The organism is Serratia sp. LSHTC3, from assembly GCF_057197125.1.
Window position 1 is genome coordinate 882,347 of record NZ_JBXUNP010000002.1, and the last position, 22,183, is coordinate 904,529.

The 22,183-nt window shown below is 60.0% G+C and carries 21 protein-coding genes; 10 read left to right on the forward strand and 11 right to left on the reverse strand.

Annotation, left to right across the window (positions count from 1 at the left end):
* Positions 1 to 112 precede the first annotated feature (112 nt).
* Together phnW and phnX are read left to right on the forward strand one after the other, a co-directional pair.
* Entirely contained in the window at positions 113 to 1,216 is a 1,104-nt protein-coding gene (phnW, locus tag AC2CGI_RS11520) for a 2-aminoethylphosphonate--pyruvate transaminase (RefSeq protein ID WP_015377681.1), read from the forward strand.
* A 9-nt stretch (positions 1,217 to 1,225) separates the two neighbouring features.
* The gene (gene phnX / locus AC2CGI_RS11525) at positions 1,226 to 2,035 is read left to right on the forward strand and encodes a phosphonoacetaldehyde hydrolase (RefSeq protein WP_075685058.1); all 810 of its coding nucleotides are present in this window, start codon (positions 1,226 to 1,228) and stop codon (positions 2,033 to 2,035) included.
* A 63-nt stretch (positions 2,036 to 2,098) separates the two neighbouring features.
* On the opposite strand, the gene AC2CGI_RS11530 is transcribed toward phnX, so the two are convergent.
* The 4 genes from AC2CGI_RS11530 to AC2CGI_RS11545 all read right to left on the reverse strand — a co-directional run bounded on the left by AC2CGI_RS11530 (position 2,099) and on the right by AC2CGI_RS11545 (position 6,639).
* Entirely contained in the window at positions 2,099 to 3,490 is a 1,392-nt protein-coding gene (locus tag AC2CGI_RS11530) for an L-cystine transporter (RefSeq protein WP_004931458.1), read from the reverse strand.
* 181 nt (positions 3,491 to 3,671) lie between these two features.
* On the reverse strand, positions 3,672 to 4,220 hold the full coding sequence (locus tag AC2CGI_RS11535) for a metal-dependent hydrolase (RefSeq protein ID WP_004931456.1): 549 nt from the start codon (positions 4,218 to 4,220) through the stop codon (positions 3,672 to 3,674).
* Positions 4,221 to 4,628: 408 nt separating this feature from the next.
* Positions 4,629 to 5,294 (reverse strand): hexitol phosphatase HxpB, encoded by a 666-nt coding sequence (gene hxpB, locus AC2CGI_RS11540; protein WP_004931455.1) that lies wholly within the window; start codon positions 5,292 to 5,294, stop codon positions 4,629 to 4,631.
* Positions 5,295 to 5,358: 64 nt separating this feature from the next.
* The gene (locus AC2CGI_RS11545; RefSeq protein WP_076740288.1) at positions 5,359 to 6,639 is read right to left on the reverse strand and encodes an HdeD family acid-resistance protein; all 1,281 of its coding nucleotides are present in this window, start codon (positions 6,637 to 6,639) and stop codon (positions 5,359 to 5,361) included.
* Between the two features lie 185 nt (positions 6,640 to 6,824).
* Between AC2CGI_RS11545 and AC2CGI_RS11550 the strand changes: the two genes are divergently transcribed.
* Positions 6,825 to 7,385 (forward strand): YniB family protein, encoded by a 561-nt coding sequence (locus tag AC2CGI_RS11550; protein WP_004931453.1) that lies wholly within the window; start codon positions 6,825 to 6,827, stop codon positions 7,383 to 7,385.
* A 35-nt stretch (positions 7,386 to 7,420) separates the two neighbouring features.
* On the opposite strand, the gene AC2CGI_RS11555 is transcribed toward AC2CGI_RS11550, so the two are convergent.
* From AC2CGI_RS11555 to ghoS, 6 genes are all read right to left on the reverse strand, one after another.
* Positions 7,421 to 8,290, reverse strand: a complete 870-nt coding sequence (locus AC2CGI_RS11555) for a fructosamine kinase family protein (protein WP_004931452.1) — start codon at positions 8,288 to 8,290, stop codon at positions 7,421 to 7,423.
* A 237-nt stretch (positions 8,291 to 8,527) separates the two neighbouring features.
* Positions 8,528 to 9,382: a metal ABC transporter permease gene (locus AC2CGI_RS11560; protein ID WP_076740287.1), complete on the reverse strand. Its 855-nt coding sequence runs from the start codon at positions 9,380 to 9,382 to the stop codon at positions 8,528 to 8,530.
* Entirely contained in the window at positions 9,382 to 10,242 is an 861-nt protein-coding gene (gene yfeC / locus AC2CGI_RS11565) for an iron/manganese ABC transporter permease subunit YfeC (RefSeq protein ID WP_015377686.1), read from the reverse strand. Before yfeC ends, AC2CGI_RS11560 begins: the two co-directional genes overlap by 1 nt.
* Positions 10,242 to 11,132 carry a manganese/iron ABC transporter ATP-binding protein gene (locus AC2CGI_RS11570; protein ID WP_076740286.1) on the reverse strand — a complete coding sequence of 297 codons (891 nt, stop codon included), beginning with the start codon at positions 11,130 to 11,132 and terminating at the stop codon, positions 10,242 to 10,244. Before AC2CGI_RS11570 ends, yfeC begins: the two co-directional genes overlap by 1 nt.
* Complete coding sequence (locus AC2CGI_RS11575) at positions 11,129 to 12,073, reverse strand: metal ABC transporter substrate-binding protein (RefSeq protein WP_015377687.1); 945 nt, start codon at positions 12,071 to 12,073, stop codon at positions 11,129 to 11,131. Before AC2CGI_RS11575 ends, AC2CGI_RS11570 begins: the two co-directional genes overlap by 4 nt.
* A gap of 131 nt (positions 12,074 to 12,204) precedes the next feature.
* Entirely contained in the window at positions 12,205 to 12,504 is a 300-nt protein-coding gene (gene ghoS / locus AC2CGI_RS11580) for a type V toxin-antitoxin system endoribonuclease antitoxin GhoS (protein WP_015377688.1), read from the reverse strand.
* Positions 12,505 to 12,613: 109 nt separating this feature from the next.
* Here ghoS and AC2CGI_RS11585 point away from each other — a divergent pair, with 109 nt between their 5' ends.
* The 6 genes from AC2CGI_RS11585 (at position 12,614) to AC2CGI_RS11610 (ending at position 20,271) form a co-directional block, all read left to right on the forward strand.
* Entirely contained in the window at positions 12,614 to 13,279 is a 666-nt protein-coding gene (locus AC2CGI_RS11585) for a transglycosylase SLT domain-containing protein (RefSeq protein ID WP_004931439.1), read from the forward strand.
* Positions 13,280 to 13,586: 307 nt separating this feature from the next.
* Positions 13,587 to 14,312 carry a gluconate 2-dehydrogenase subunit 3 family protein gene (locus tag AC2CGI_RS11590; protein WP_015377689.1) on the forward strand — a complete coding sequence of 242 codons (726 nt, stop codon included), beginning with the start codon at positions 13,587 to 13,589 and terminating at the stop codon, positions 14,310 to 14,312.
* Between the two features lie 2 nt (positions 14,313 to 14,314).
* A complete protein-coding gene (locus AC2CGI_RS11595; RefSeq protein ID WP_076740285.1) occupies positions 14,315 to 16,096 on the forward strand; it encodes a GMC family oxidoreductase in 1,782 nt (593 codons plus the stop codon).
* Positions 16,097 to 16,108: 12 nt separating this feature from the next.
* Positions 16,109 to 17,446, forward strand: a complete 1,338-nt coding sequence (locus AC2CGI_RS11600; RefSeq protein WP_004931431.1) for a c-type cytochrome — start codon at positions 16,109 to 16,111, stop codon at positions 17,444 to 17,446.
* 257 nt (positions 17,447 to 17,703) lie between these two features.
* Positions 17,704 to 18,987, forward strand: coding sequence for an SLC5/6 family protein (locus tag AC2CGI_RS11605; protein ID WP_076740284.1), 1,284 nt, complete (start codon positions 17,704 to 17,706; stop codon positions 18,985 to 18,987).
* Positions 18,988 to 19,137: 150 nt separating this feature from the next.
* Positions 19,138 to 20,271, forward strand: a complete 1,134-nt coding sequence (locus AC2CGI_RS11610; RefSeq protein ID WP_015377692.1) for an ABC transporter substrate-binding protein — start codon at positions 19,138 to 19,140, stop codon at positions 20,269 to 20,271.
* Positions 20,272 to 20,308: 37 nt separating this feature from the next.
* Here the strand turns inward: AC2CGI_RS11610 and AC2CGI_RS11615 are convergent, their stop codons facing one another.
* On the reverse strand, positions 20,309 to 20,995 hold the full coding sequence (locus AC2CGI_RS11615) for a MarC family NAAT transporter (protein WP_004931428.1): 687 nt from the start codon (positions 20,993 to 20,995) through the stop codon (positions 20,309 to 20,311).
* A 442-nt stretch (positions 20,996 to 21,437) separates the two neighbouring features.
* Here AC2CGI_RS11615 and AC2CGI_RS11620 point away from each other — a divergent pair, with 442 nt between their 5' ends.
* Positions 21,438 to 22,061 (forward strand): hypothetical protein, encoded by a 624-nt coding sequence (locus AC2CGI_RS11620; protein ID WP_075686466.1) that lies wholly within the window; start codon positions 21,438 to 21,440, stop codon positions 22,059 to 22,061.
* The last annotated feature ends 122 nt before the right edge of the window (positions 22,062 to 22,183 follow it).

Consider the following 22,183-nt stretch of genomic DNA (forward strand, 5'->3'; position numbering starts at 1 on the left):
TATTATACATAGCCAGATGAATTTTTTGTTTCACCGCGCTTTGTCGTTTGACCGGGGCAGGAATTTGCCGCCACAATGATCGCAATCTGGTATAGACCAATAGGTGAATAACATGTCCGATCGTAACTACCTGCTGTTGACCCCCGGCCCGTTGACCACGTCGAAAACGGTGAAAGAGGCGATGCTGTATGACAGCTGCACCTGGGATGAAGATTACAACCTCGGCGTGGTGCAGCGCATTCGTCAACGGTTGGTGGCGCTGGCGACGCCGTCTGCCGGTTATACCTCGGTGCTGCTGCAAGGCAGCGGCAGCTTCGCGGTAGAGGGCGTGCTGGGCACGGTCATCGGCCCGCACGACAAGCTGCTGATCGTCAACAACGGCGCCTACGGGGCGCGGATGATCGAAATGGCGCGGCTGATGGATATCGACCACCACGCTTTCGACTGCGGTGAGGTGAATGAACCGGACGTGGCGGCGATGGAGGCGGTGCTGAAAAGCGATGCGCGCATCAGCCATATCGCCATGGTGCACTGTGAAACCACCACCGGCATGCTCAATCCGCTGCAGAAGGTCGCTGGTCTGGCGGCGCGCAATGGCAAGACCTTTATCGTCGACGCCATGAGCAGCTTTGGCGGCATCCCGTTGGATGTGGACGCGCTGGGCATCGATTTTCTGATCAGCTCCGCCAACAAATGCATTCAGGGCGTGCCGGGCTTCGCGTTCGTCATCGCCCGCCGCAGCGAGCTGGAGAAATGCGCCGGCCGTTCACGCTCGCTGTCGCTGGATCTGTATGCTCAGTGGCGCTGTATGGAGGATCAGGCCGGCAAATGGCGCTTTACGTCGCCGACCCACACCGTGCTGGCCTTCGCGCAGGCGCTGAAAGAGCTGGAACAAGAGGGCGGCATTGCCGCGCGCCACCACCGCTATCAGGCCAATCAGCGGCGGCTGGTGGCGGGTATGCGCGAGCTGGGTTTTGAGACCCTGCTGGACGATGCGCTGCACTCGCCGATCATCACCGCGTTCTATTCGCCAAAGGCTGATACATACCGCTTCGCCGAGTTTTATCAGCGTCTCAAGCAACAAGGCTTCGTGATTTATCCCGGTAAAGTGTCGCAGAGCGACTGCTTCCGTATCGGCAACATCGGTGAAATCTATCCGCAAGATATCGAACGTTTGCTGGCGGCCGTCGGGCAGGCGATGTACTGGAATCAATAAGGATTGACCATGAAACAGATCAACGCAGTGATCCTCGACTGGGCGGGCACCACGGTGGACTTCGGCTCCTTTGCGCCAACGCAGATTTTCGTCGAGGCGTTCAAGCAAACCTTCGATATCGACATCAGCCTGGCGGAGGCGCGCATTCCGATGGGGCTGGGCAAATGGCAGCACATCGAGGCGCTGGGCAAGCTGCCGGCGGTCGACGCGCGCTGGCGGCAGAAGCTGGGACGCTCGATGAGCCATCAGGACATTGACGCGCTGTATCAGGCGTTTATGCCGCTGCAAATCGCTAAAGTGATCGACTTCGCCGATCCCATCGAGGGCGTGCCGCAGGCGATCGCCGCTCTGCGCGAACAGGGCATTAAAATCGGTTCCTGCTCCGGCTATCCGCGCGCGGTGATGGAGGTGCTGGTGCCCGCCGCCGCGCAGCGCGGCTACGCGCCGGATTACTGGGTCGCCACCGACGATCTTGCAGCCGGCGGCCGACCGGGGCCGTGGATGGCGTTGCAGAACGCGATCGCGCTGGGCATCGATGCGGTGGCGCATTGCGTGAAGGTGGATGACGCGGTGCCGGGCATTGCCGAAGGGCTGAACGCCGGGATGTGGAGCGTCGGGCTGGCGCTGTCCGGTAACGAGTTCGGCGCCACCTGGCAGGAGTATCGCCGGATGGCGGCGGGCGAGATAGAGCGCCGCCGCGCGGCGGCCGCCGATAAGCTGTACGCGGCGGGCGCGCACTATGTGATAGACACGCTGGCGCAATTGCCGGCAGCGATCGCCGACATCAACCGGCGGTTGGCCAACGGCGAGCGGCCGTAACGACCGAACGCGGGGCGTAAAAAAACCGGGGATTATCCCCGGTTTTTTCGTTCTGAGACGGCGTTAGCGATGCGCCAATTCGACTTCGTCTTCGCTGTCCATCACGGCTTTGTCGGTTTGCTTCATCAGCTGGCTGGTGATGGTGCCCGCCGCCATGGAACCGTTGACGTTCAGCGCGGTACGGCCCATGTCGATCAGCGGTTCGACCGAGATCAGCAGCGCGACCAGCGTCACCGGCAGGCCCATCGCCGGCAGCACGATCAGCGCAGCGAAGGTGGCACCACCGCCCACGCCCGCCACGCCGGCGGAGCTGATGGTGACGATGCCGACCAGGGTGGCGATCCACACCGGATCCAGCGGGTTGATGCCGACGGTCGGCGCCACCATCACCGCCAGCATCGCCGGGTAGAGGCCCGCACAGCCGTTCTGGCCGATGGTGGCGCCGAACGATGCTGAGAAGCTGGCGATGGATTCCGGCACGCCCAGGCGACGGGTCTGCGCTTCCACGTTCAGCGGAATGCTGGCGGCGCTGGAGCGGCTGGTGAATGCGAAGGTGATCACCGGCCACACCTTGCGGAAGAACTTCATCGGGTTAACGCCGGTGAAGGCCAGCAGGACAGCGTGAACCACAAACATGATGGCCAGGCCGATGTACGAGGCCACCACGAAGCTGCCGAGCTTGACGATATCGTGAATGTTGGAACCGGCGACCACTTTGGTCATCAGCGCCAGCACGCCGTACGGCGTCAGCTTCATGACCAGACGCACCAGCTTCATCACCCAGGCCTGCAGGGTGTCGATAGCCACCAGCACGCGCTCGCCTTTCGGCTTGTCGTCTTTCAGCAGCTGCAACGCCGCCACGCCGAGGAAGGTGGCGAAAATCACCACGCTGATGATCGAGGTCGGGCTGGCGCCGGTCAGATCGGCGAACGGGTTTTTCGGGATGAACGACAGCACCATCTGCGGCACCGTCAGATCGGCCAGTTTACCCACGTAGTTGGTCTGGATCGCCGTCAGGCGCGCGCTTTCCTGCGCGCCCTGCACCAGGCCTTCGGCGGTCAGGCCGAACAGGTTGGTGACCAGCACGCCCACCAGCGCCGAGATCAGCGTAGTGAACAGCAGCGTGCCGATAGTGAGGACGCTGATTTTGCCCAGCGAAGAGGCGTTATGCAGCTTGGCCACCGCGCTCAGGATCGAGGCGAACACCAGCGGCATGACGATCATTTGCAGCAGTTGCACATAGCCGTTACCGACGATGTTGAACCAGCTGATGGATTCTTTCAGTACCGGGTTATCGGAGCCGTACACCAGCTGCAGGCCCAGACCGAACACCACGCCGACCACCAGGCCGACCAGCACTTTTTTCGCCAGGCTCCATTGCTTGTGGCGGGTTTGCGCCAGCAGCAAAAGGAGCGCGACAAACACCAGCACGTTAATCACGAGCGGAAGATTCATCCCCAATGTCTCCAATAATCTTTCTTATAAAAACGACTACGCATCACGTATGTCGCGATGTAAATATCGTAACAGTTTGCTGAGTGGCCTACTTATATCCAAATGGAATTTGATATAGCTTTTTGTGTGTTTTTGTTCGTTTTATATACTTCAAGGTGATGGGTTAGGCGGTTTTTTGTGATCAGAGTCTGATATTTCTGATTTGCTCGACATAGGATTGCACCGGCAGGGTGAAATCACCTTGCCAGCAGATGGCAAACGCCACCAGGCACAGACACAGCACCCGCTCCAGCTGGTTGCCTTTTTGCGAGTTGAGCAGCGGCAGGCGAAAACGCCAGCGGCATGGCCACAACAGCGGCACGCCGGCGGGGGTGAGCATATCGGCCAACAGATGGCTGAAGTAGCCGATGATCATGGCGTGCAGCGCATCGGCCGGGATCGGCCAGCTGCGCGGTACGTCCAGTTGGAACAGCGCCATGCCGCCGGCGATCGCCAGCAGGCTGTGGGTGAAACCACGGTGGCCGAAGGCGCGGGCGATGGGCAGGGCAATCCAGCGCAGGCGCTGGCCCAGCACCGACTTGGGGTGATCGATGTCCGGCAGCAGCGAGGTCAGCAGCGCGGCGGGTATGATGTGCCACCAGTCGCCGGTAGCCAGCTCTGGCGTCACTTCCGCCTTCTTGGCGAAGATCGCGCAAGCGACAGAGAATATAAGGTGTCCTTCCGCGGTCATGCTGTTGCGATTCCGGCTGGTAAACTGTTAATTTATCCAGTATATGGGAAAATTCCCAGTAGTGGAAGCAGTTACCCTGTAACCAATTGTTTATTTTCCCCTGTTTTACAACGGCTTGTTACGGCAATGGGTAACAAATCATCGATTTTGACGGGCGAGAACAAAAAGCGGGCAATGGGGGAGTGAAACGGAAAGCAACGAGCGCGGTTTTACGGTGTGCGGCGGGAGGAAGCGGCGGCCTTGAAGCGCGCTGCGTGGCAGTGACAACGCGCTGCGAGCCGTCGCTTTCCCTGCCATGCAGCATAATGAGAACGTCACGCCAATTCAATAAAATGAAACGGTGTTTCGTTTATTTTGCGGTGCGGATCCCTTTTATGCCGCAGGGCGCCGGTGCCCGGCGCCGCAGAATCAGGCAAAGTGGGCAGGGGTGAGCTGTTCGAGGGTCTCCAACTGGTGATCCGCCAGCGCCCAGCGCGGGTCGTGGCGGTATTCGGCGGCCGGGATCACGATGGAACGCATGCGCGCGGCCTTGGTGGCGATCATGCCATTAAAGGAGTCTTCCAGCGTGATGCAGCGCAACGGATCGCTGCCCAGGCGTTCGGCGGCGATCAGGTAGACCTCCGGATGCGGTTTGCTGTACGGCAGGTATTCGGCGGAAACCAATTGATCGAAGTAGCCTTCAAGATCGAACATCTTCAGCACCTGCCGTTGCATGTGCAGCGGCGAGGCGGAGGCTAGACCGATGTTCAGCCCCTGGCTGCGGCACAGCTCCAGCGCCTGCCGGACGCCAGGCAGCAGCGGGCGCGTCTCGTGCACCAGCTCGATGGCGCGCTCGATAATCCGCGCCGACACCTCTTCAAGCGTAACCCCTTGCCACGGCATCGCCTGGTACCACATTTTCACCACCAGATCGATGCGCAGCCCCAGCGTGTCCGGCAGCTTGTGACGGTCGGACAGATCCAAGCCCAGCGCGCCGAAGATATCCAGCTCGGCCTGCAGCCACAGCGGTTCCGAGTCGATCAACAAGCCGTCCATATCAAAAATTGCGGTTTCAATGCGTTGCGAATAAGCCATTAGCGGTTAACTCCTGCCGGCGCGGGTGAATGTGCCCGACACTTTATCATCGCCGGTGACGAGACTAAAACCTTTGCCTGCGCGTGTGGCTTTTGCCAAAACGCAGGATATTCCACACCTCGCGCAATTTTAGCCACCAGCGCTGGTGTTGACGCTCGGTGACCTGTTGCAACATGCGCGCATAATCCAGCACCAACCCCGGCGTCCAGGTCATGCTTTCTCCGCGGCTGCGCAGTACCGCCAGCATCCACAGGTTGGGATCCAGCACCAGCAGCAGAAAACGGCGCCACAGATGTTTATCGCCCAGCACGCCTTCCAACGCGCTGTCGAGCGCGCCGATGACCGTGGTGGAGCAGTTGCGCCGGGTCAGATTGTAGGTGGCGTCCTGCCGATAACGCAGCCAGAATGCGCGTAGCGCCGCCGGGTTATAGCGGTAGAATTGAATTTTCTTGTCCGGTGGGCACCAGGCGGCGATCTCACCCGCCAGGTCGGGCAGGAAACGCCCGTCGACGTTGTTCTGTTCGCCGGCGTGCAGCAACTGACGGAAATCCTGAACGGAATGGCTGATGTCGTTGAGCGGGTAGTGGCTGATATACACGTCCGGCGCGAGCGCCAGGGCGGCGTGACCGGTGGAGATATTGCCGCCGCCGTCGACCGCCGCGATGTATCGGTCGACGATGTAACGCCGGCGCGGATCTTTCGCCGCGCCAATCGGTGTCCAGACATACACCGTGAGCGGCGCAGTCTCATCCTCCGGGTGCGGTGGCTGCCGCGCGGGGTGCTGATTCAGAGAGAAGTTTGTCAGTCTGCGGGCGATACGCAATAAAGCCCAGCCGGAAAGCACCATCATCACGCCGAGGCAAAAGGGCACCGTCATCCGATGCGGCGCCGGCCAGCCGATAAAAATCATCAACGAAAGCAGGATCTCGCCGCCGCCCGCCAGCGCTACGGCTTTCCATCGATTGTGCTGAATCACCGTGGAGGAGGCGATGCGCACGGCGCCGTCAAGCAGCAGCGCGCTGCCAAACACCACGGTGGCGACGATGTTATCGTCTGCGGGCACGTCCAACGTTAAAAAGGCCATAAACACGAAGCCCAGCCCCTTCAGCAGCACCGGCCTGCTGGCCGAAGAGCCGATCACCAGCGCGGCGGATACCGCCACCAGCCCCTCCAGCGCCAGGATGACCGCCAGCGCATCCAGCGCCAGCACCGACCGGCCATCCTGCAGTATGTCGAACAGCATCAGCGCCCCTGCGGCTATCCACAGCCAACCGAACAGCACCAGCAGGCGGCGCTGGCCGTGCAGCGCCTGCGCGCCCAGCAATAAGATAATCAGTCGAATCATGGCGGCCTCTGCCCGAATGGATAATGTTATCTCTTCAATGATAGTGTGCCGGCGCGGTTAAGTTTTTGATTTCGACTAATTCGGCTAAGCTTGTAGCACAGCGGGAATGAAGAAAACGGTGGGCGAGTTTCGCCAACTGCAGGTAGACTTAGCCGATTCGGTTACGTCGCTAACAAGGGGAACACATGACGTATCAACAGGCCGGGCGTATCGCCATTTTGAAACGCATTCTCGGATGGGTGGTTTTTATCCCGGCGTTGCTGTCAACGCTGATTTCCGTGCTGGGCTTTATCTATCAGCACAGTGAAAAAACCAAGGGCATCAACGCAGTGATGCTGGATTTTGTCCACGTGATGGTGGACATGGTGCGTTTCAATACGCCGTTCCTGAACCTTTTCTGGTACAACTCGCCGGTGCCGGACGTGGATAAAAGCCTGTTCAGCGGCGCCAATTTGATGTTCATCATCATCTATATATTGATCTTCGTCGGGCTGGCATTGCAGGCTTCCGGCGCGCGCATGTCGCGTCAGGTCAAGTTCATTCGCGAAGGACTGGAAGATCAGATGATCCTGGAGCAGGCCAAGGGCAGCGAAGGGCACACGCGTCAGCAACTGGAGGAACGCATCACGCTGCCGCACCACACCATTTTCCTGCAGTACTTTCCGCTGTACATCCTGCCGATCGTGATTGCGGTGATCGCCTGGTTCGTGATCCGCCTGTTGGGGCAGTTGGCCGGCGCGGCCTGAACCATGAACGGGGCGCCGAGCGGCGCCCCGGAACGTTATGACGCTTCCGGCTGCAACAGCGCCTCCACCGCACGTTGCGCAGCCACCAAATGCTGGCCGCCGAACAGGTTGCTGCGGTTGAGCAGGTAGTACAGCTGATACAGCGGCTGGCGCTCGATAAACCCGGCCCCCAGCGGCCACACGCTCTGATAGCCGTCGTAGATCTGCGGCGGCAGCTCCGGATACAGCGGCAGCATCGCCAAATCGCACTCTCTGTCGCCCCAGTAGCTGGCCGGATCGAACAGTATCGGCCCGTGGGCGGTCATCGCGCAGTTGCCCGGCCACAGGTTGCCGTGCAGTAGGGAAGGCTGCGGTTGGTGGTGCTGCAAGCGCAGATACACCCGATCGACGATGTCGTCGATGTCGCCGAAGGTCATGCCTTTTTCCGCCGCCAGCTGCAGCTGCCAGCCGATGCGCTGCTCGGCGAAGAATTCCGACCAGCGGCGTTGCCAGGCGTTGGGTTGCGGGGTGGTGGTCAGATCGCTGTCGAAGTCGAGACCGAACTGCGGTTGCTCGCTCCACTGGTGCAAATGCGCCAGTTGTTGCCCCAGGCAGTAGGCGCCGTGAGCGTCGAGGGGTTTCAGCTGCTGATACTCCAGCAGCAGGAAGCTGTAATCGCGATCGCTGCCGACGCCGTACACTTCCGGCACCCGCACGCTTTTGCTGCGCGCCAGCAACGCCAGCTGATCGGCCTCGGCGGTGAATATCGGCAGTTGTTCACGGGCGTCGCATTTCACGAACACCTCGTTGTCACCGTAACTCACGCGCCACGCCGGGTGAATGTCGCCCCCGGGCAGTTCAATCCTTTCGCGTATCTCTGCGCTGCCAAGATGTTCACTTAACAGACGGCTAACGGCTTGCCACATGGTATGTCCCCCTCTGTGCTGCCTGATAATTCATTAGGTTAGCGTCTTTCCCGTGGTGAAAACACGACGCGGCGCACAGCCGGCGTCAAAGGCGGCGATTTTTTCAACGCCTCGCCAGCTCAAAGTATATACCCTATTGATTAATTTAAGCGCAATACCGGTTGCAACTTGATGACAACGGATAAGCGAGGGGGAGGAGAGGATGCGGCGGGGAGCACCGCCGCATCAGAGGGGCGTTTAACTGCCAATGGGGGCGTTTGGGTTACCCTGTAACGGACGCAGCTTGCTGTACAACAAGGCGATCACGAACAGCGCGGCCTGCACGATGACGATGCAGGGCCCGGTGGCGCCGTCGATGTGGAAGCTGATCAGGGTGCCGAGCACGCAGGAGAACACCGACACCACCGTCGCCACCATCAGCATGCGGTCGAAGCGGCGGCACAGCATAAAGGCGATGATGCCGGGGGCGATCAGCATGGCGATCACCAGGATCACCCCCACGGCCTGCAGCGAGGCGACGATGGTCATCGCCAGCAGGCACAGCAACCCGTAGTGCAGCAGCTTGACCGGCAGGCCAATCACCCGCGCATGGTGCGGATCGAAGCAGTACAGCATGAAGTCTTTGCGCTTGAGCAGCACCACCGCCAGGGTGATGCCGGCGATCAGCAGGGTTTGCTTCAGTTCGCCGTCGGTAATGCCCAGCATGTTGCCGAACAGAATGTGGCTCAGGTGCTGGTCGGTATCGATGCGCGAGAACAGCACCAGGCCGAAGGCGAACATGCCGGAAAAGACGATGCCCATCACCGTGTCCTCTTTCACCCGGCTGTTCTCTTTCAGGTAGCCGGTGGCTACCGCGCAAAAGATGCCGGAGAGGAAGGCGCCGATCGCCAGCGGGATGCCGACCACGAACGCCACTACGATGCCGGGCAAGACGGCGTGCGAGATGGCGTCGCCCATCAGCGACCAGCCCTTGAGCACCAGATAGCAGGAGAGCACGGCGCACACCACGCCGGTAACGATGGCGGCGACGATCGCCCGCTGCATGAACGGGTAGGCGAAGGGTTCGCTGAGCAGTTGATACAGGGTGTCCATCAGCGGCCTCCGGTTTGCGAATGTGCCACGCGGCGCCGGGATGCCAGCAGGCCGTGTTTCGGCGCGAAGAAGAACGCCGCCAGGAATACCAGCGTTTGCAGGGTGACGATCACCCCGCCGGTGGCGCCGTCGAGGAAGAAACTCAGGTAGGCGCCGATGCCGCTGGTCAATGCGCCGATGATGATGGCGATAATCACCAGCCGGCTGAAGCGGTCGGTCAGCAGGTAGGCGGTGGCGCCCGGCGTGATCACCATGGCGATCACCAGAATGGCGCCGACGGTTTGCAGCGCGGCGACGGTGCAGGCGCTGAGCAGGGTGAAGAACAGGATCTTCAGCTTCAGCGGCGACAGGCCGATCGACACCGCGTGGCTTTCGTCGAAGAACACCGCCAGCAGATCTTTCCACACCAGGCACAGGATCAGCAGCGAAACGCCGATGATGATTTCCACCTGCAGCACGTCTTCGTCGGCGATGCCGAGGATATTGCCGAAGATGATCGACTGTACGTTGACCGAGGTGGGGTTGAGCGACACGATCAGCAGGCCGACGGCGAAGAAAGTGGAGAAGATAAAGCCGATGATGGCGTCTTCGCGCAGCCGGGTGATGTGGCGCACCAGCGTCATCGCCAGCGCCGCCAGCATGCCGGTGAAGAAGGCGCCGGCGGCGTAGGGCAGGCCGAGGGCGTAGGCGCCGGCCACGCCGGGCACCACCGAGTGCGACAGCGCATCGCCCATCAGCGACCACCCTTTCAGCATCAGGTAGGCGGACAGGAACGCGCAGGCGGCGCCGACGATGGCGCTGACCCAGATGGCCTTCACCATGTAGTTGTAACTGAAAGGTTGCAGCAGAAGGTCCAGCATCAGGATTGTTTCTCCCTGGCCTGGCTGTTGGCCGGCGGATCGCTTTTGGTGTGGCCGTAGAACACCGCCGGGCGTTCATCGTCGGTCAACACCGTGACGGTGCGCGGATCGTTGTCGTCGTGCAGATCCGGGCCGGAAAGGTTGATATGGCGCAGCACGCCGCCGAACGCCTGCTCCAGGTTGCTCTGGGTGAAGGTGGTTTCGGTCGGGCCGGCGGCCAGCACCGTGCGGTTGATGAGGATCACCCGATCGCAAAACTCCGGCACGCTGCCGAGGTTGTGGGTGGAGACCAAAATGAGATGGCCCTCGTCGCGCAGCGCGCGCAGCAGCTCGATAATCGCATTCTCGGTTTTCACATCCACGCCGGTGAAAGGCTCATCCAGCAGCAGCACCGTGCCCTGTTGCGCCAGCGCGCGCGCCAGAAATACGCGCTTCTTCTGGCCGCCGGACAGCTCGCCGATCTGCCGGCCGCGCAGCTCGCTCAGGCCGACGCGCTCCAGCGCCTTGTCGACCCGCAACCTGTCCTCACGTGACGGAATGCGCAGGAAGTTCATCTTGCCGTAGCGGCCCATCATCACCACGTCTTCCACCAGCACCGGGAAGTTCCAGTCGACGTCTTCGGTCTGCGGCACGTAGGCGATCAGGTTCTTTTTCAGCGCGTCCGCCACCGGCTTGTCGCTCAGCGACACCTGGCCGGCGGTGGGCCTGACCAGGCCCATGATGCTTTTGAACAGCGTCGATTTGCCGCTGCCGTTGACGCCGACCAATGCGCAGATCGAACCGCCGTTCAGGGTGAAGCTGGCGTTGTGAATGGCGGTGTGCCCGTTGTTGTAGGTTACGGTGACGTCGTCCACGTTCAATTCAGGGCGGACAAACGGTTCATGGGTCATTGATCGAATCCTTTGGCGATGGTTTGCACGGTGGTGTTAAGCAGGTCGATGTACGTCGGCACCGGGCCATCGCGGGTGGACAGCGAGTCCACGTACAGCACGCCGCCGTATTTGGCGCCGGTTTCTTTCGCCACCTGCCTGGCCGGCTTGTCGGAAATGGTGCTCTCGCTGAACACCACCGGAATATGGTGGGCGCGCACGGCGTCGATCACCCGGCGCACCTGCTGCGGCGAGCCTTGCTCATCGGCGTTGATCGGCCACAGATAAACCTCTTTCAACTGATAGTCCTGCGCCAGGTAGCTGAAGGCACCTTCACTGGTCACCAGCCAGCGCTGTGCGGCCGGAATGCGCGCCAGGCGTTCGCGCAGCGGGGCGTCCAGCGCGCCGATTTTCTCTGCGTAGGCCTTGGCATTGCGGTTATAGGTTTCCGCATTGGCCGGATCGTGCTCCACCAGCGCCTTGCGGATATTCTCGATATACACCAGCGCGTTGCTTGGCGACATCCAGGCATGCGGGTTCGGGTTGCCGTTATATGGCCCTTCGCGGATCGGCAGCGGGGTAATGCCTTCGGTGACTACCGCCGCCGGCACCTGTTTGATGTTTTCGAAGAAACGCTGGAACCAGCGCTCCAGGTTCATGCCGTTCCACAGGATCAGGTCGGCGTGCTGTGCCTTGACGATGTCGCGCGGAGTCGGTTGATAGTCGTGGATCTCGGCGCCCGGCTTGGTGATGGATTCCACCACGGCGGCGTCACCGGCCACGTTCTGGGCGATATCCTGAATGATGGTGAAGGTGGTCACCACGCGCAGCTTTTTTTCCGCCAGCGCGTTTTGGCTGACCAAGGCGGCGCCGAGCAGCAGGCAGGCGAGCGTGAAAGGGCGTAACAATGCAGCAGAGCGGGAAGGGCGACTGCGACGAAAAGCGCAACTTATCAATGGCATGATGACGTCTCCTGGTTCAAATGAAAATGATTATCAATATCAATTGAAGCGAAGTCAAGCGCCACTTGCCCACCGCCGGCGGGGTATTTCTCCAACTGAAAAAATAATACCGTCCGGGGAGTTATAGCATTTTATGTATCAGTATGTAACCGCTGAAGGTAGTCCTCACAGCTGCATATCGCCACCTCCGGCTGTTTTCCCAATGCCAACTGCCCGAACCCCTGCGCCAGGCGCAGCACATCCTCTTGATCCAGCACGGTTATGAACGCAAAACTGTTGCTGCCGAGTTCGTGGTGAACGCCATTTTCGTCTGTCACCGACGTGACAAAACCCTCGCGCGTCAATTGCCCGGTCAGCTTCGCCAGGTCGGTTAATCCCTCTTCCTGATAGCGAAAAGTCACCACAAAGCAGCTTGTTGCAGATTGACTCATAAATCACCTCTTGGTATATGGATAGCTTGAGATTAGCCCAAAAAATTACTGCAGGTGTCCTTACAAGTTGTATATGCTACGCAACTCATTGAAAGGAGTGAGGGATTCTGTGAAAACAAAAATAGGTTGCCTAACGGCAATTTTACTTTTGTCGGGGTGCGCCAAAGACCCGCAAACGGCAAGCAATATTTCAGGCAGTGGCACAACGCGCGGCGGTTGGTTAAAACCCCCTCCGCAGGCACCGGTAAACCGCACGGGCACCCCGGTTGCTTATAACGATTACATTCGTCAGGCGGCCAGCAACTATGGCGTTGACGAAACGCTGATTAAAGCGATTATTCAGGTGGAGTCCGGGTTTAACCCGAACGTGGTCAGCACCTCGAACGCAGTGGGATTGATGCAGCTTAAGGCTTCTACCGCCGGCCGCGACGCCTATCGCATGAAGGGACGAAGCGGGCAACCCAGCTCGCGTGAGCTGAAGGATCCGGCGGTCAATATTGATCTGGGAACGGCCTATATCAATATTCTTCAAAGCCAGCAGCTAGCCGGAATCAACAATCCACAGACTTTGCGTTACGCCACCATCGTTTCGTACGTGAACGGGGCGGGCGCCATGTTGCGCACCTTCTCTTCGGACAAGCGCGTGGCGGTCAATCGCATCAATCAGATGAGCCCGGATGAGTTTTATCAGCACATCCAGAAAAAGCACCCGGCACCGCAGGCGCCGCGCTATTTGTGGAAGGTGACCACCGCCTATCAGGCGATGTCGCAGTAATCCTCTCTTTTGTCGAATCGGCCGCTGAACGCGGCCGATTTTGTTTTCGGCACCGTTCCAGCGCGCGACCCACCTCTCATTTTTCGTTATTTCCTCACCGCTTATCGGAAAAACCGCACAAAAAGTTAAATTTACGTTAGCAGATAAATCTTTACGTTCATTCAATAAGTTACCGGTAACATTTTTGCTTTTGTACGCATTCTGACCTTCAATAAATATACAAATAAGTAACAAATTATTTTAAAAACCCGTATCGATCGCAAGGTTGCGGTTAAATAGTTGTGACTATCTTTGGATGGAATGTGACATGTCGAATCATAAAACCAACAATTCGCGGCGCGATTTCTTGTTGAAATCGATGACCTTAATTCCTGCGGCGGTAATTGGTGGCAGCGGCGTTGGCGCGCTGACGGCACCGACACCGGCGGTCGCAGCCTCGAACACCTCAACGCAGAACGATTACCAACCGACCTTTTTCACTCCGGAAGAGTGGGCCTTCATCAAGGCCGCCGTCGCGCGCCTGATCCCGGCCGACGATCGCGGCCCCGGCGCGCTGGAAGCCGGCGTGCCGGAGTTTATCGATCGCCAGATGAATACCCCGTACGCCACCGGCTCCATCTGGTACATGCAGGGGCCGTTCAACCCCGATGTGCCGAAGGAGATGGGCTATCAGCTGCCGCTGGTTCCCAAGCAGATCTATAACCTCGGCATCGCAGACGCCGACGCCTACAGCAAGAAAACCGCCGGCAAGCCTTTCGCCGAACTGGATGGCGCGCAGCAGGACGCCATGCTGCAAAAGTTCGAGTCCGGCGAGGCGGAGTTCCAGCAGCTGCCGTCGAAACTGTTCTTCTCCTATCTGCTGCAAAACACCCGTGAAGGTTTCTTCAGCGATCCGATCCATGGCGGCAACAAAGACATGGTGGGTTGGAAGCTGATTAATTTTCCGGGCGCGCGCGCCGATTTTATGGACTGGGTTGAGCGAGGGGAGCGTTATCCCTTCCCACCGGTCTCGATTCGTGGGGAGAGGGGCTAACCATGGCAACGGTAATGAAAAAAGTAGACGCGGTGATCGTCGGCTTCGGCTGGGTGGGCGCGATCATGGCCAAAGAGCTGACCGAGGCCGGCCTCAACGTGGTGGCGCTGGAGCGCGGCCCGATGCGCGACACCTATCCGGACGGTTTTTACCCGCAGGTGATCGACGAGCTGACCTATAACATTCGGCGCAAGCTGTTCCAGGATCTGTCGAAAAGCACCGTCACCATTCGCCATAACAGCAGCCAGACCGCGGTGCCTTACCGCCAGCTGGCGGCGTTCCTGCCGGGCACCGGCGTCGGCGGCGCCGGCCTGCACTGGTCGGGCGTGCATTTCCGCGTCGATCCGATCGAACTGCGCATGCGCAGCCATTATGAAGAGCGTTACGGCAAAAACTTCATTCCGAAGGACATGACCATCCAGGACTTCGGCGTGACTTACGACGAGCTGGAGCCGTTCTTCGACAAGGCGGAGAAAGTGTTCGGCACCTCCGGCACCGCCTGGACCATCAAAGGGCAGAAAGTGGCGCAGAAGGGCGGTAACCGCTTTGCGCCGGATCGCTCCGACGACTTCCCGCTGCCGGCGCAGAAAAATACCTACTCCGCTCAGCTGTTCGAGAAAGCGGCGCTGGAGGTGGGTTACCACCCTTACAACCTGCCGTCCGCCAACACCTCGGATTCTTACACCAACCCGTACGGCGCGCAGATGGGCCCGTGCAACTTTTGCGGTTTCTGCAGCGGCTACGCCTGCTACATGTATTCCAAGGCCTCGCCGAACGTCAACATCTTGCCGGCGCTGCGCATGGAGAAACGCTTCGAGCTGCGCACCAACGCCAACGTGCTGAAGGTCAACCTGACCGACGACAAATCCCGCGCCACCGGCGTGAACTACGTCGATGCGCAGGGCCGCGAGATTGAACAGCCGGCCGATCTGGTGATCCTGGGCGCGTTCCAGTTCCACAACGTGCACCTGATGCTGCTGTCCGGCATCGGCAAGCCTTACGATCCGGTAACCGGCGAAGGGGTGGTCGGGCGCAACTTCGCCTACCAGAACATGACCACCATCAAGGCGTTCTTCGATAAAGACGTGTTCACCAACCCGTTCATCGGCGCCGGCGGCAACGGCGTGGGCGTGGACGACTTCAACGCCGATAACTTCGATCACGCCAAAGAAGGCTTCGTCGGCGGTTCGCCATTCTGGGTCAACCAGGCGGGCACCAAGCCGATCTCCGGCCTGCCGACCCCACCGGGCACCCCGGCCTGGGGCAGCAAGTGGAAAGCGGCGGTGGCGGATGCCTACACCCATCACGTGTCGATGGACGCCCACGGCGCGCACCAGTCGTACCGCAATAACTATCTGGATCTCGATCCCAACTACAAGAACGTCTTTGGCCAGCCGCTGCTGCGCATGACGTTCGACTGGCAGGAAAACGACATCAAGATGGCGCAGTTCATGTACGACAAGATGGCGCCGATCGCCAAGGCGATGAACCCGAAACTGATCGCCGGCAGCCCGAAAAACGCCAACAGCCACTTCGACACCACCAGCTACCAGACTACCCACATGAACGGCGGTGCGGTGATGGGGGAAGATCCGAAGACCAGCGCGGTCAACCGCTATCTGCAGAGCTGGGACGTGCACAACGTGTTCTCGATCGGCGCATCGGCCTTCCCGCAAGGGCTGGGCTACAACCCGACCGGCACCGTGGCGGCGCTGGCTTACTGGTCTGCCCGCGCCATTCGCGAGCAGTATCTGAAAAACCCAGGCCCATTGGTGCAGGCATAAGGACGGCGAACGATGAAAGCATTTGTACCGGCACTGGTTCTCAGTGCAGTGAGTTTTTCCGTTTGGGCGCAGGACGCCACCGTCAGCAGCGAGCTGATCAAGCGCGGTGAGTACCTGGCGCGCGCCGGTGACTGCGTGGCCTGCCATACCGATGGCAAGAACGGCAAAACCTTCGCCGGCGGCCTGGCGATGGAGACGCCGATCGGCACCATCTACTCGACCAACATCACGCCGGACAAGAAAACCGGCATCGGCGATTACAGCTTCGAGGATTTCGACAACGCGGTGCGTAAGGGCGTAGCCAAAAACGGCAGCACCCTGTACCCGGCGATGCCGTACCCGTCGTTCGCGCTGGTGAAAGAGGACGACATGCGCGCCATGTATGCCTATTTCATGCACGGCGTGCAGCCGGTGGAACAGGCCAACAAGGACTCTGACATCCCGTGGCCGCTGTCGATGCGTTGGCCGCTGAGCATCTGGCGCGGCATGTTTGCGCCGTCGCCGGCGGACTTCGTTGCCGACGCCAAGGCCGATCCGGTGATTGAACGCGGACGCTACCTGGTGGAAGGCCTGGGCCACTGCGGCGCTTGCCATACCCCGCGCAGCATCACCATGCAGGAAAAAGCGTTGAGCAACAGCGAAAGCGACGACTACCTGTCCGGCAGCAACGCGCCGATCGACGGGTGGGTGGCTTCCAGCCTGCGCGGCGACCGCAAGGATGGCCTGGGCAGCTGGAGCGAAGCCGAGCTGACCGAGTTCCTGAAAACCGGCCGTAACGACAAGGCGATCGTGTTCGGCGGCATGAGCGACGTGGTGGAGCACAGCCTGCAATACCTGAGCGACGACGATCTGACCGCCATCGCGCGCTACCTGAAATCGCTGCCGCCGAAAGACGGCAAGCAGCAGGCGGCGCCGGTCGAAGACAGCGTGGCCAAGGATCTGTGGCGCGGCGACGACAGCAAGCCCGGCGCGGCGCTGTATGTCGATAACTGCGCGGCCTGCCACCGCACCGACGGCGTGGGCTACAAGCGCGCCTTCCCGTCGCTGAAGGGCAATCCGGTGGTGCAGACCGAGGACGCGACTTCGCTGATCCACATCGTGCTGACCGGCAACACTACGCCGGCGGTGCAGGGGGCGGTATCCAACATCACCATGCCGCCGTTTGGCTGGCGTCTGAACGATCAGCAGGTGGCGGACGTGGTGAACTTCATCCGCTCCAGTTGGGGCAACAGCGCCAAACCGGTGAGCGCTTCCGACGTAGCCGACGTGCGTAAAGACCGCTCGATGATCCGCGACGAGAAGGAGATGGGCAGCGCCGAGGTGCCGGACCATCCGGACGCGAAGAAATAAACCGCTTAAGGGCTCCGCAAGGGGCCCTTAGTTTTTACTGAGTGCGCCGTTTTTTTCAGCACATTGTGTTCGCAAATCGTTCATTCGGCCGATAAAACATAGACCCGCAGCGGATTTTTCATTATCCTTTGCCGTCCTTTCATCAGGCGTAAGTATGAAATATCGCTTTAATTCACTGATTATTATTAAAAAACTCGCGGAGAAGGATATCCCGTTAGGCGCAATCGTTGTCGCCGCAGATTAAGGTAGACTGTCTCATGAGTACGATTTCTCCCGATTCAGGCACGCTGACGGCCGTTCAGCCTGCCAAATGGAACAAAACCGACACCGTTTGGATGTTCGGTCTCTATGCGACTGCGGTGGGCGCCGGTACGTTGTTCTTGCCGATCAACGCCGGCCTGAACGGCCCGCTGGTGTTGCTGTTGATGGCGCTGTTCGCTTTCCCGCTGACCTATTTGCCGCACCGCGCGCTCAGCCGCTTCGTGCTTTCCGGCTCCAGCCGCGACGGCAACATTCACGATGTGGTGGTGGAACACTTCGGCGTGCTGGCCGGCAAAATCATCATGATGCTGTATCTGATGGCGTTCTTCCCGATCGTGCTGGTGTACAGCATTTCGATCACCAACGCGCTGGACAGCTTCCTGATCCATCAGTTCCACGTGGCCCCGCTGCCGCGCATCTGGCTGAGCCTGGCGGTGGTGGTGGTGCTCAATCTGGTGCTGCTGCGCGGCAAAGACAGCATCGTGGCGGCGATGGGCATGCTGGTGTTCCCACTGCTGGTGTTCCTGATGGGCATTTCGCTCTATCTGATGCCGAGCTGGAATACCGCCAACTTCGTGCACGGCCTGGCCGCCACCCGCTTCGACACGCCGGGGTTGTGGCATTCGCTGTGGCTGGCCGTGCCAGTGATGGTGTTCTCCTTCAGCCATGCGCCGATCATCTCTTCCTTCGCCTCGACCCAGAAGAGCCTGTACGGCGACAAGGCGGAACGCCGCTGCGCGCGCATCATGCGCTATAGCTATGTGCTGATCTGCGTTACCGTGCTGTTCTTCGTGTTCAGCTGCGTGCTGAGCCTGTCTCATGAAGACATGCTGCAGGCGAAAGAGCAGAACATCACGGTGCTGACTACGCTGGCCAACAAGTTCTCCAACCCGCTGATCGCCTACCTTGGCCCGGTGATGGCGATGCTGGCGATGGCCAAATCCTATCTCGGCACTTCGCTGGGGGTGACGGAAGGGGCGACCAGCCTGATCGACGGCGTCACGCGCGCGGTCGGCAAGCCGCTCAGCTCGCGCATGACGCACCGCATCTCGGCGGTGGCGCTGTTCCTGCTCACCTGGGCGGCGACGGTGTGGAACCCCAGCGCGCTGCACATCATCGAAACCATCAGCGGCCCGCTGATTGCCGCCATCCTGTTCATTCTGCCGATGTACGCCGTGCGTGCGGTGCCGGCCATGCGCCAGTACCGCGCGGCGAGCAACGTATTCGTGCTGGTGATGGGCCTGATTGCGCTGTCGGCGCTGATCTACGGCCTGATGTGATCCCCTGGGCGCGCCGCTTCCGGCGCGCCTCTTACCCTTCCTTTACACATCCCTTTGCAATTAATCGCCGACATGCCGGGCGTTATCTTTGATAATGCAAGCCATTCTCATTAGTATTTTCTGAATGTATTCATGACTAAGGAGTTTTTCGTGCACCGTCGAATCATTTTGCCGGCGCTGGTTTGCGCCGCCTTGCTCGCCTCTCCGGCGATGGCCACCACTTATCCGCTGACGCTGACCGACACGTCCGGCCAGACGATCACCCTCCAGCAAGAGCCGAAACGCATCGTGGTGCAGGACGGGCGCGACATTCTCACGCTGGCGCTGCTCGATCGCGCCAATCCGTTTGGCCGGCTGGTGGCCTGGAATAACCTGCTGAAGAAAAGCGATGCGGCGACCTGGGATATCTTGCAGAGCAAATGGCCGGGGGCGAAAAACATCATCGATATGGGATTCAGCGATAAGGGTGAAGTGAACCTGGAGAGCGTGATCGCCAAGCGGCCCGATCTGATGATCGCCCAGCTGCGCTCCAAGCCTTCGCTGAGCCAAACCGGCGTGCTGGATAAGCTGAAGGCGCTGAACGTGCCGGTGCTGTTCATCGATACCATGCTCAAGCCGGTGGAAAACACGCCGAAAAGCGTGACGCTGCTGGGGGAAACCCTCAACCGCGAAAGCGAAGCCAAGCAATATACCGATTATTATCAGCAGCATTATCAGGCCATTCTGGCCAAAACGCAGGCGGTGGCACCCAAACCGCGGGTGTTTTTCGAAGCCAAGGCTGGCCTGAATGGGCTGGAGTCCTGCTGCTTCACCCATGCGCACGTCGGCTGGGGGGCGCTGGTCGAGGCGGTCGGCGCGCGCAACATCGGCTCTGCGCTGTTGCCGGGCGCGACCGGCGACGTGGCGCTGGAAAAAGTGATCGCCATGAAACCGGACGCCTACATCGTTTCCGGCTCACAGTGGGCCAGCAAGACCAACGCCGCGGTGCCGTTCGGCTATGGCGTGACGCAGCAACAGGTGGATGAGGCTTTCAACCGCATGAAACAGCGCCCGGGCTTCGCGCAGGTGTCGGCGGTGAAAGAGGGGCGGTTCTACGGCATCTACCATAATTTCTACAACCATCCGTACAACATCGTGGGGCTGGAGTATCTGGCGAAGTTTATCTACCCGGCGCAGTTCCCGGATCTGGATCCGGCCAAGACCTACAGCGAGATCCTCAGCCGCTTTACCGAAGTGCCGGAAGGCAAGGGCATTTTGGGCGCGCAGGCGCCGATGGGGAAATAACGGCAACGGGCGCGACGATCGCGCCCGTTTTGTGTGATCAGGCGGCCGGCGTATAGGTGGAGATGATCTCCAGCACGCCGTTGATAATGAACTGTACCCCCATGCACACCAGCAGGAAGCCCATCAGGCGCGAGATCGCCTCGATGCCGCTTTTCCCTACCAGGCGCATGATGGCGCCGGAGCTGAGCAGGCAGCCCCACAGGATCACCGCGACCGTCAGGAAGATGGCGACCGGCGCCACGGCCAGCACCCAGGGTTCAAAACCCAGCGTGTTCGCTTTGACGCTCGACGCCGAGCTGATGATCATCGCGATGGTGCCCGGCCCGGCGGTGCTCGGCATGGCCAACGGCACGAAGGCGATGTTGGCCGATGTCTTGTGGCGCAGCTCGTGCGACTTGCTCTCCACCTCCGGCGCCTCATCGGCGCTTTGTTGCGGGAACAGCATGCGGAAACCGATGAAGGCGACGATCAGGCCGCCAGCGATGCGCAGGCCGGGGATCGAAATACCGAAAGTGTTCATCACCACCTGCCCGGCGTAAAACGCCACCGTCATGATGCAGAACACATAAACCGAGGCCATCAGCGACTGCTGATTGCGCTCTTCGCGCGTCATATTACCGGACAAACCGAGCAGCAACGCCACCGTGGTCAGCGGGTTGGCCAGCGGCAACAGCAGCACCAAACCCAGTCCGATGGCCTGGAATAACTGCAAAATACCCGTCATAAAGTAGACTCCCTGTGCAACGTTCAGGCCGCCAAGCGGCGGCCTACGAGCTAAACAGCCTAGCCTGCCGCGTGCCTGGCGGCAATGGGGATAGCTCGTAACGTTAATTAACCGTCGGCCGGCGTTTCATCATTGCCGTTGCACTCGCCGGCGAGCTCAGGTTCATCCTCACATCCCAACGGGGCGTCGTTGACCGCAATCGCCCGCGGCGCCGAACGCGCACCAAAATGCATCAGCCCCTATAACGTCGTTAATACCGCGCACTCATGATGAGCGCAGGCTGAAAAACGAGCGGCGCTCAGAAAAAATGCACAATTTTTGTGTTTTATGGCCTTTTTCGCCGCAATTGGCCGGTAAAGGCCGACGTTCAGCACCAATTGCTACACCCCGCAGGCTCAGCTGCCTACCATAGGCGCGCTTTAAAACGATAATGAGATTGATTATGCAAGACGAGTTGAAACTTTTACTGGGGAAAATCAGCGCATTCGCGCTTTCCGCCGCCTTCATGGCGGCATTGGTCGGCCTGGTGTTTATCGATGTGCACTGGTTGCATAACTTCGTGCATGAAACCTCGCTGACCGAAGCGGCGCAGGAACTGTTGCTGCTCGCCATCGCCGGCGGTTTTTTCGCCGCGGCCTGGCGGCAGGCGGAACGCCGCTCCGCCTGGATGCTGGTCGGCGGCTTCTTTCTCTGCATGCTGATCCGCGAGATGGACTTCGCCTTCGATGCGTTGTGGCACGGCGCCTGGGTGTGGTTCGCGCTGGCGGTCGCCTTGGTCTGTCTGTGCCATGCCGCCAGGCACATTGCGGCGACGGTGCGCGGCCTGGCCTATTTCGCGACGCATCCCGGCTACGGCATGATGTGCGCGGGCCTGCTGTGCATTCTGGTGTTTTCACGCCTGTTCGGCATGAGCGCGCTGTGGCAAACGCTGATGTTGGACGGTTACAACCGGGTTGTGAAAAACATGGTGGAAGAGGGCTGCGAACTGCTGGGCTACGGCCTGTGTCTGCTGGCCACCCTCAGCTACATGAAGACCGTTTTTGCGCCGAATGAAGCGAAAGTGTGAGGGCGGCGGCGCTTTATTTATCCGGAACAATTTTAGTGATACTATTCGCTTAGCCGAATGCGGCTGAGAAGGTATGCGTTCCATTCTGTATACCCAGTGAGGTTTCAATCTGGCAATTGTGG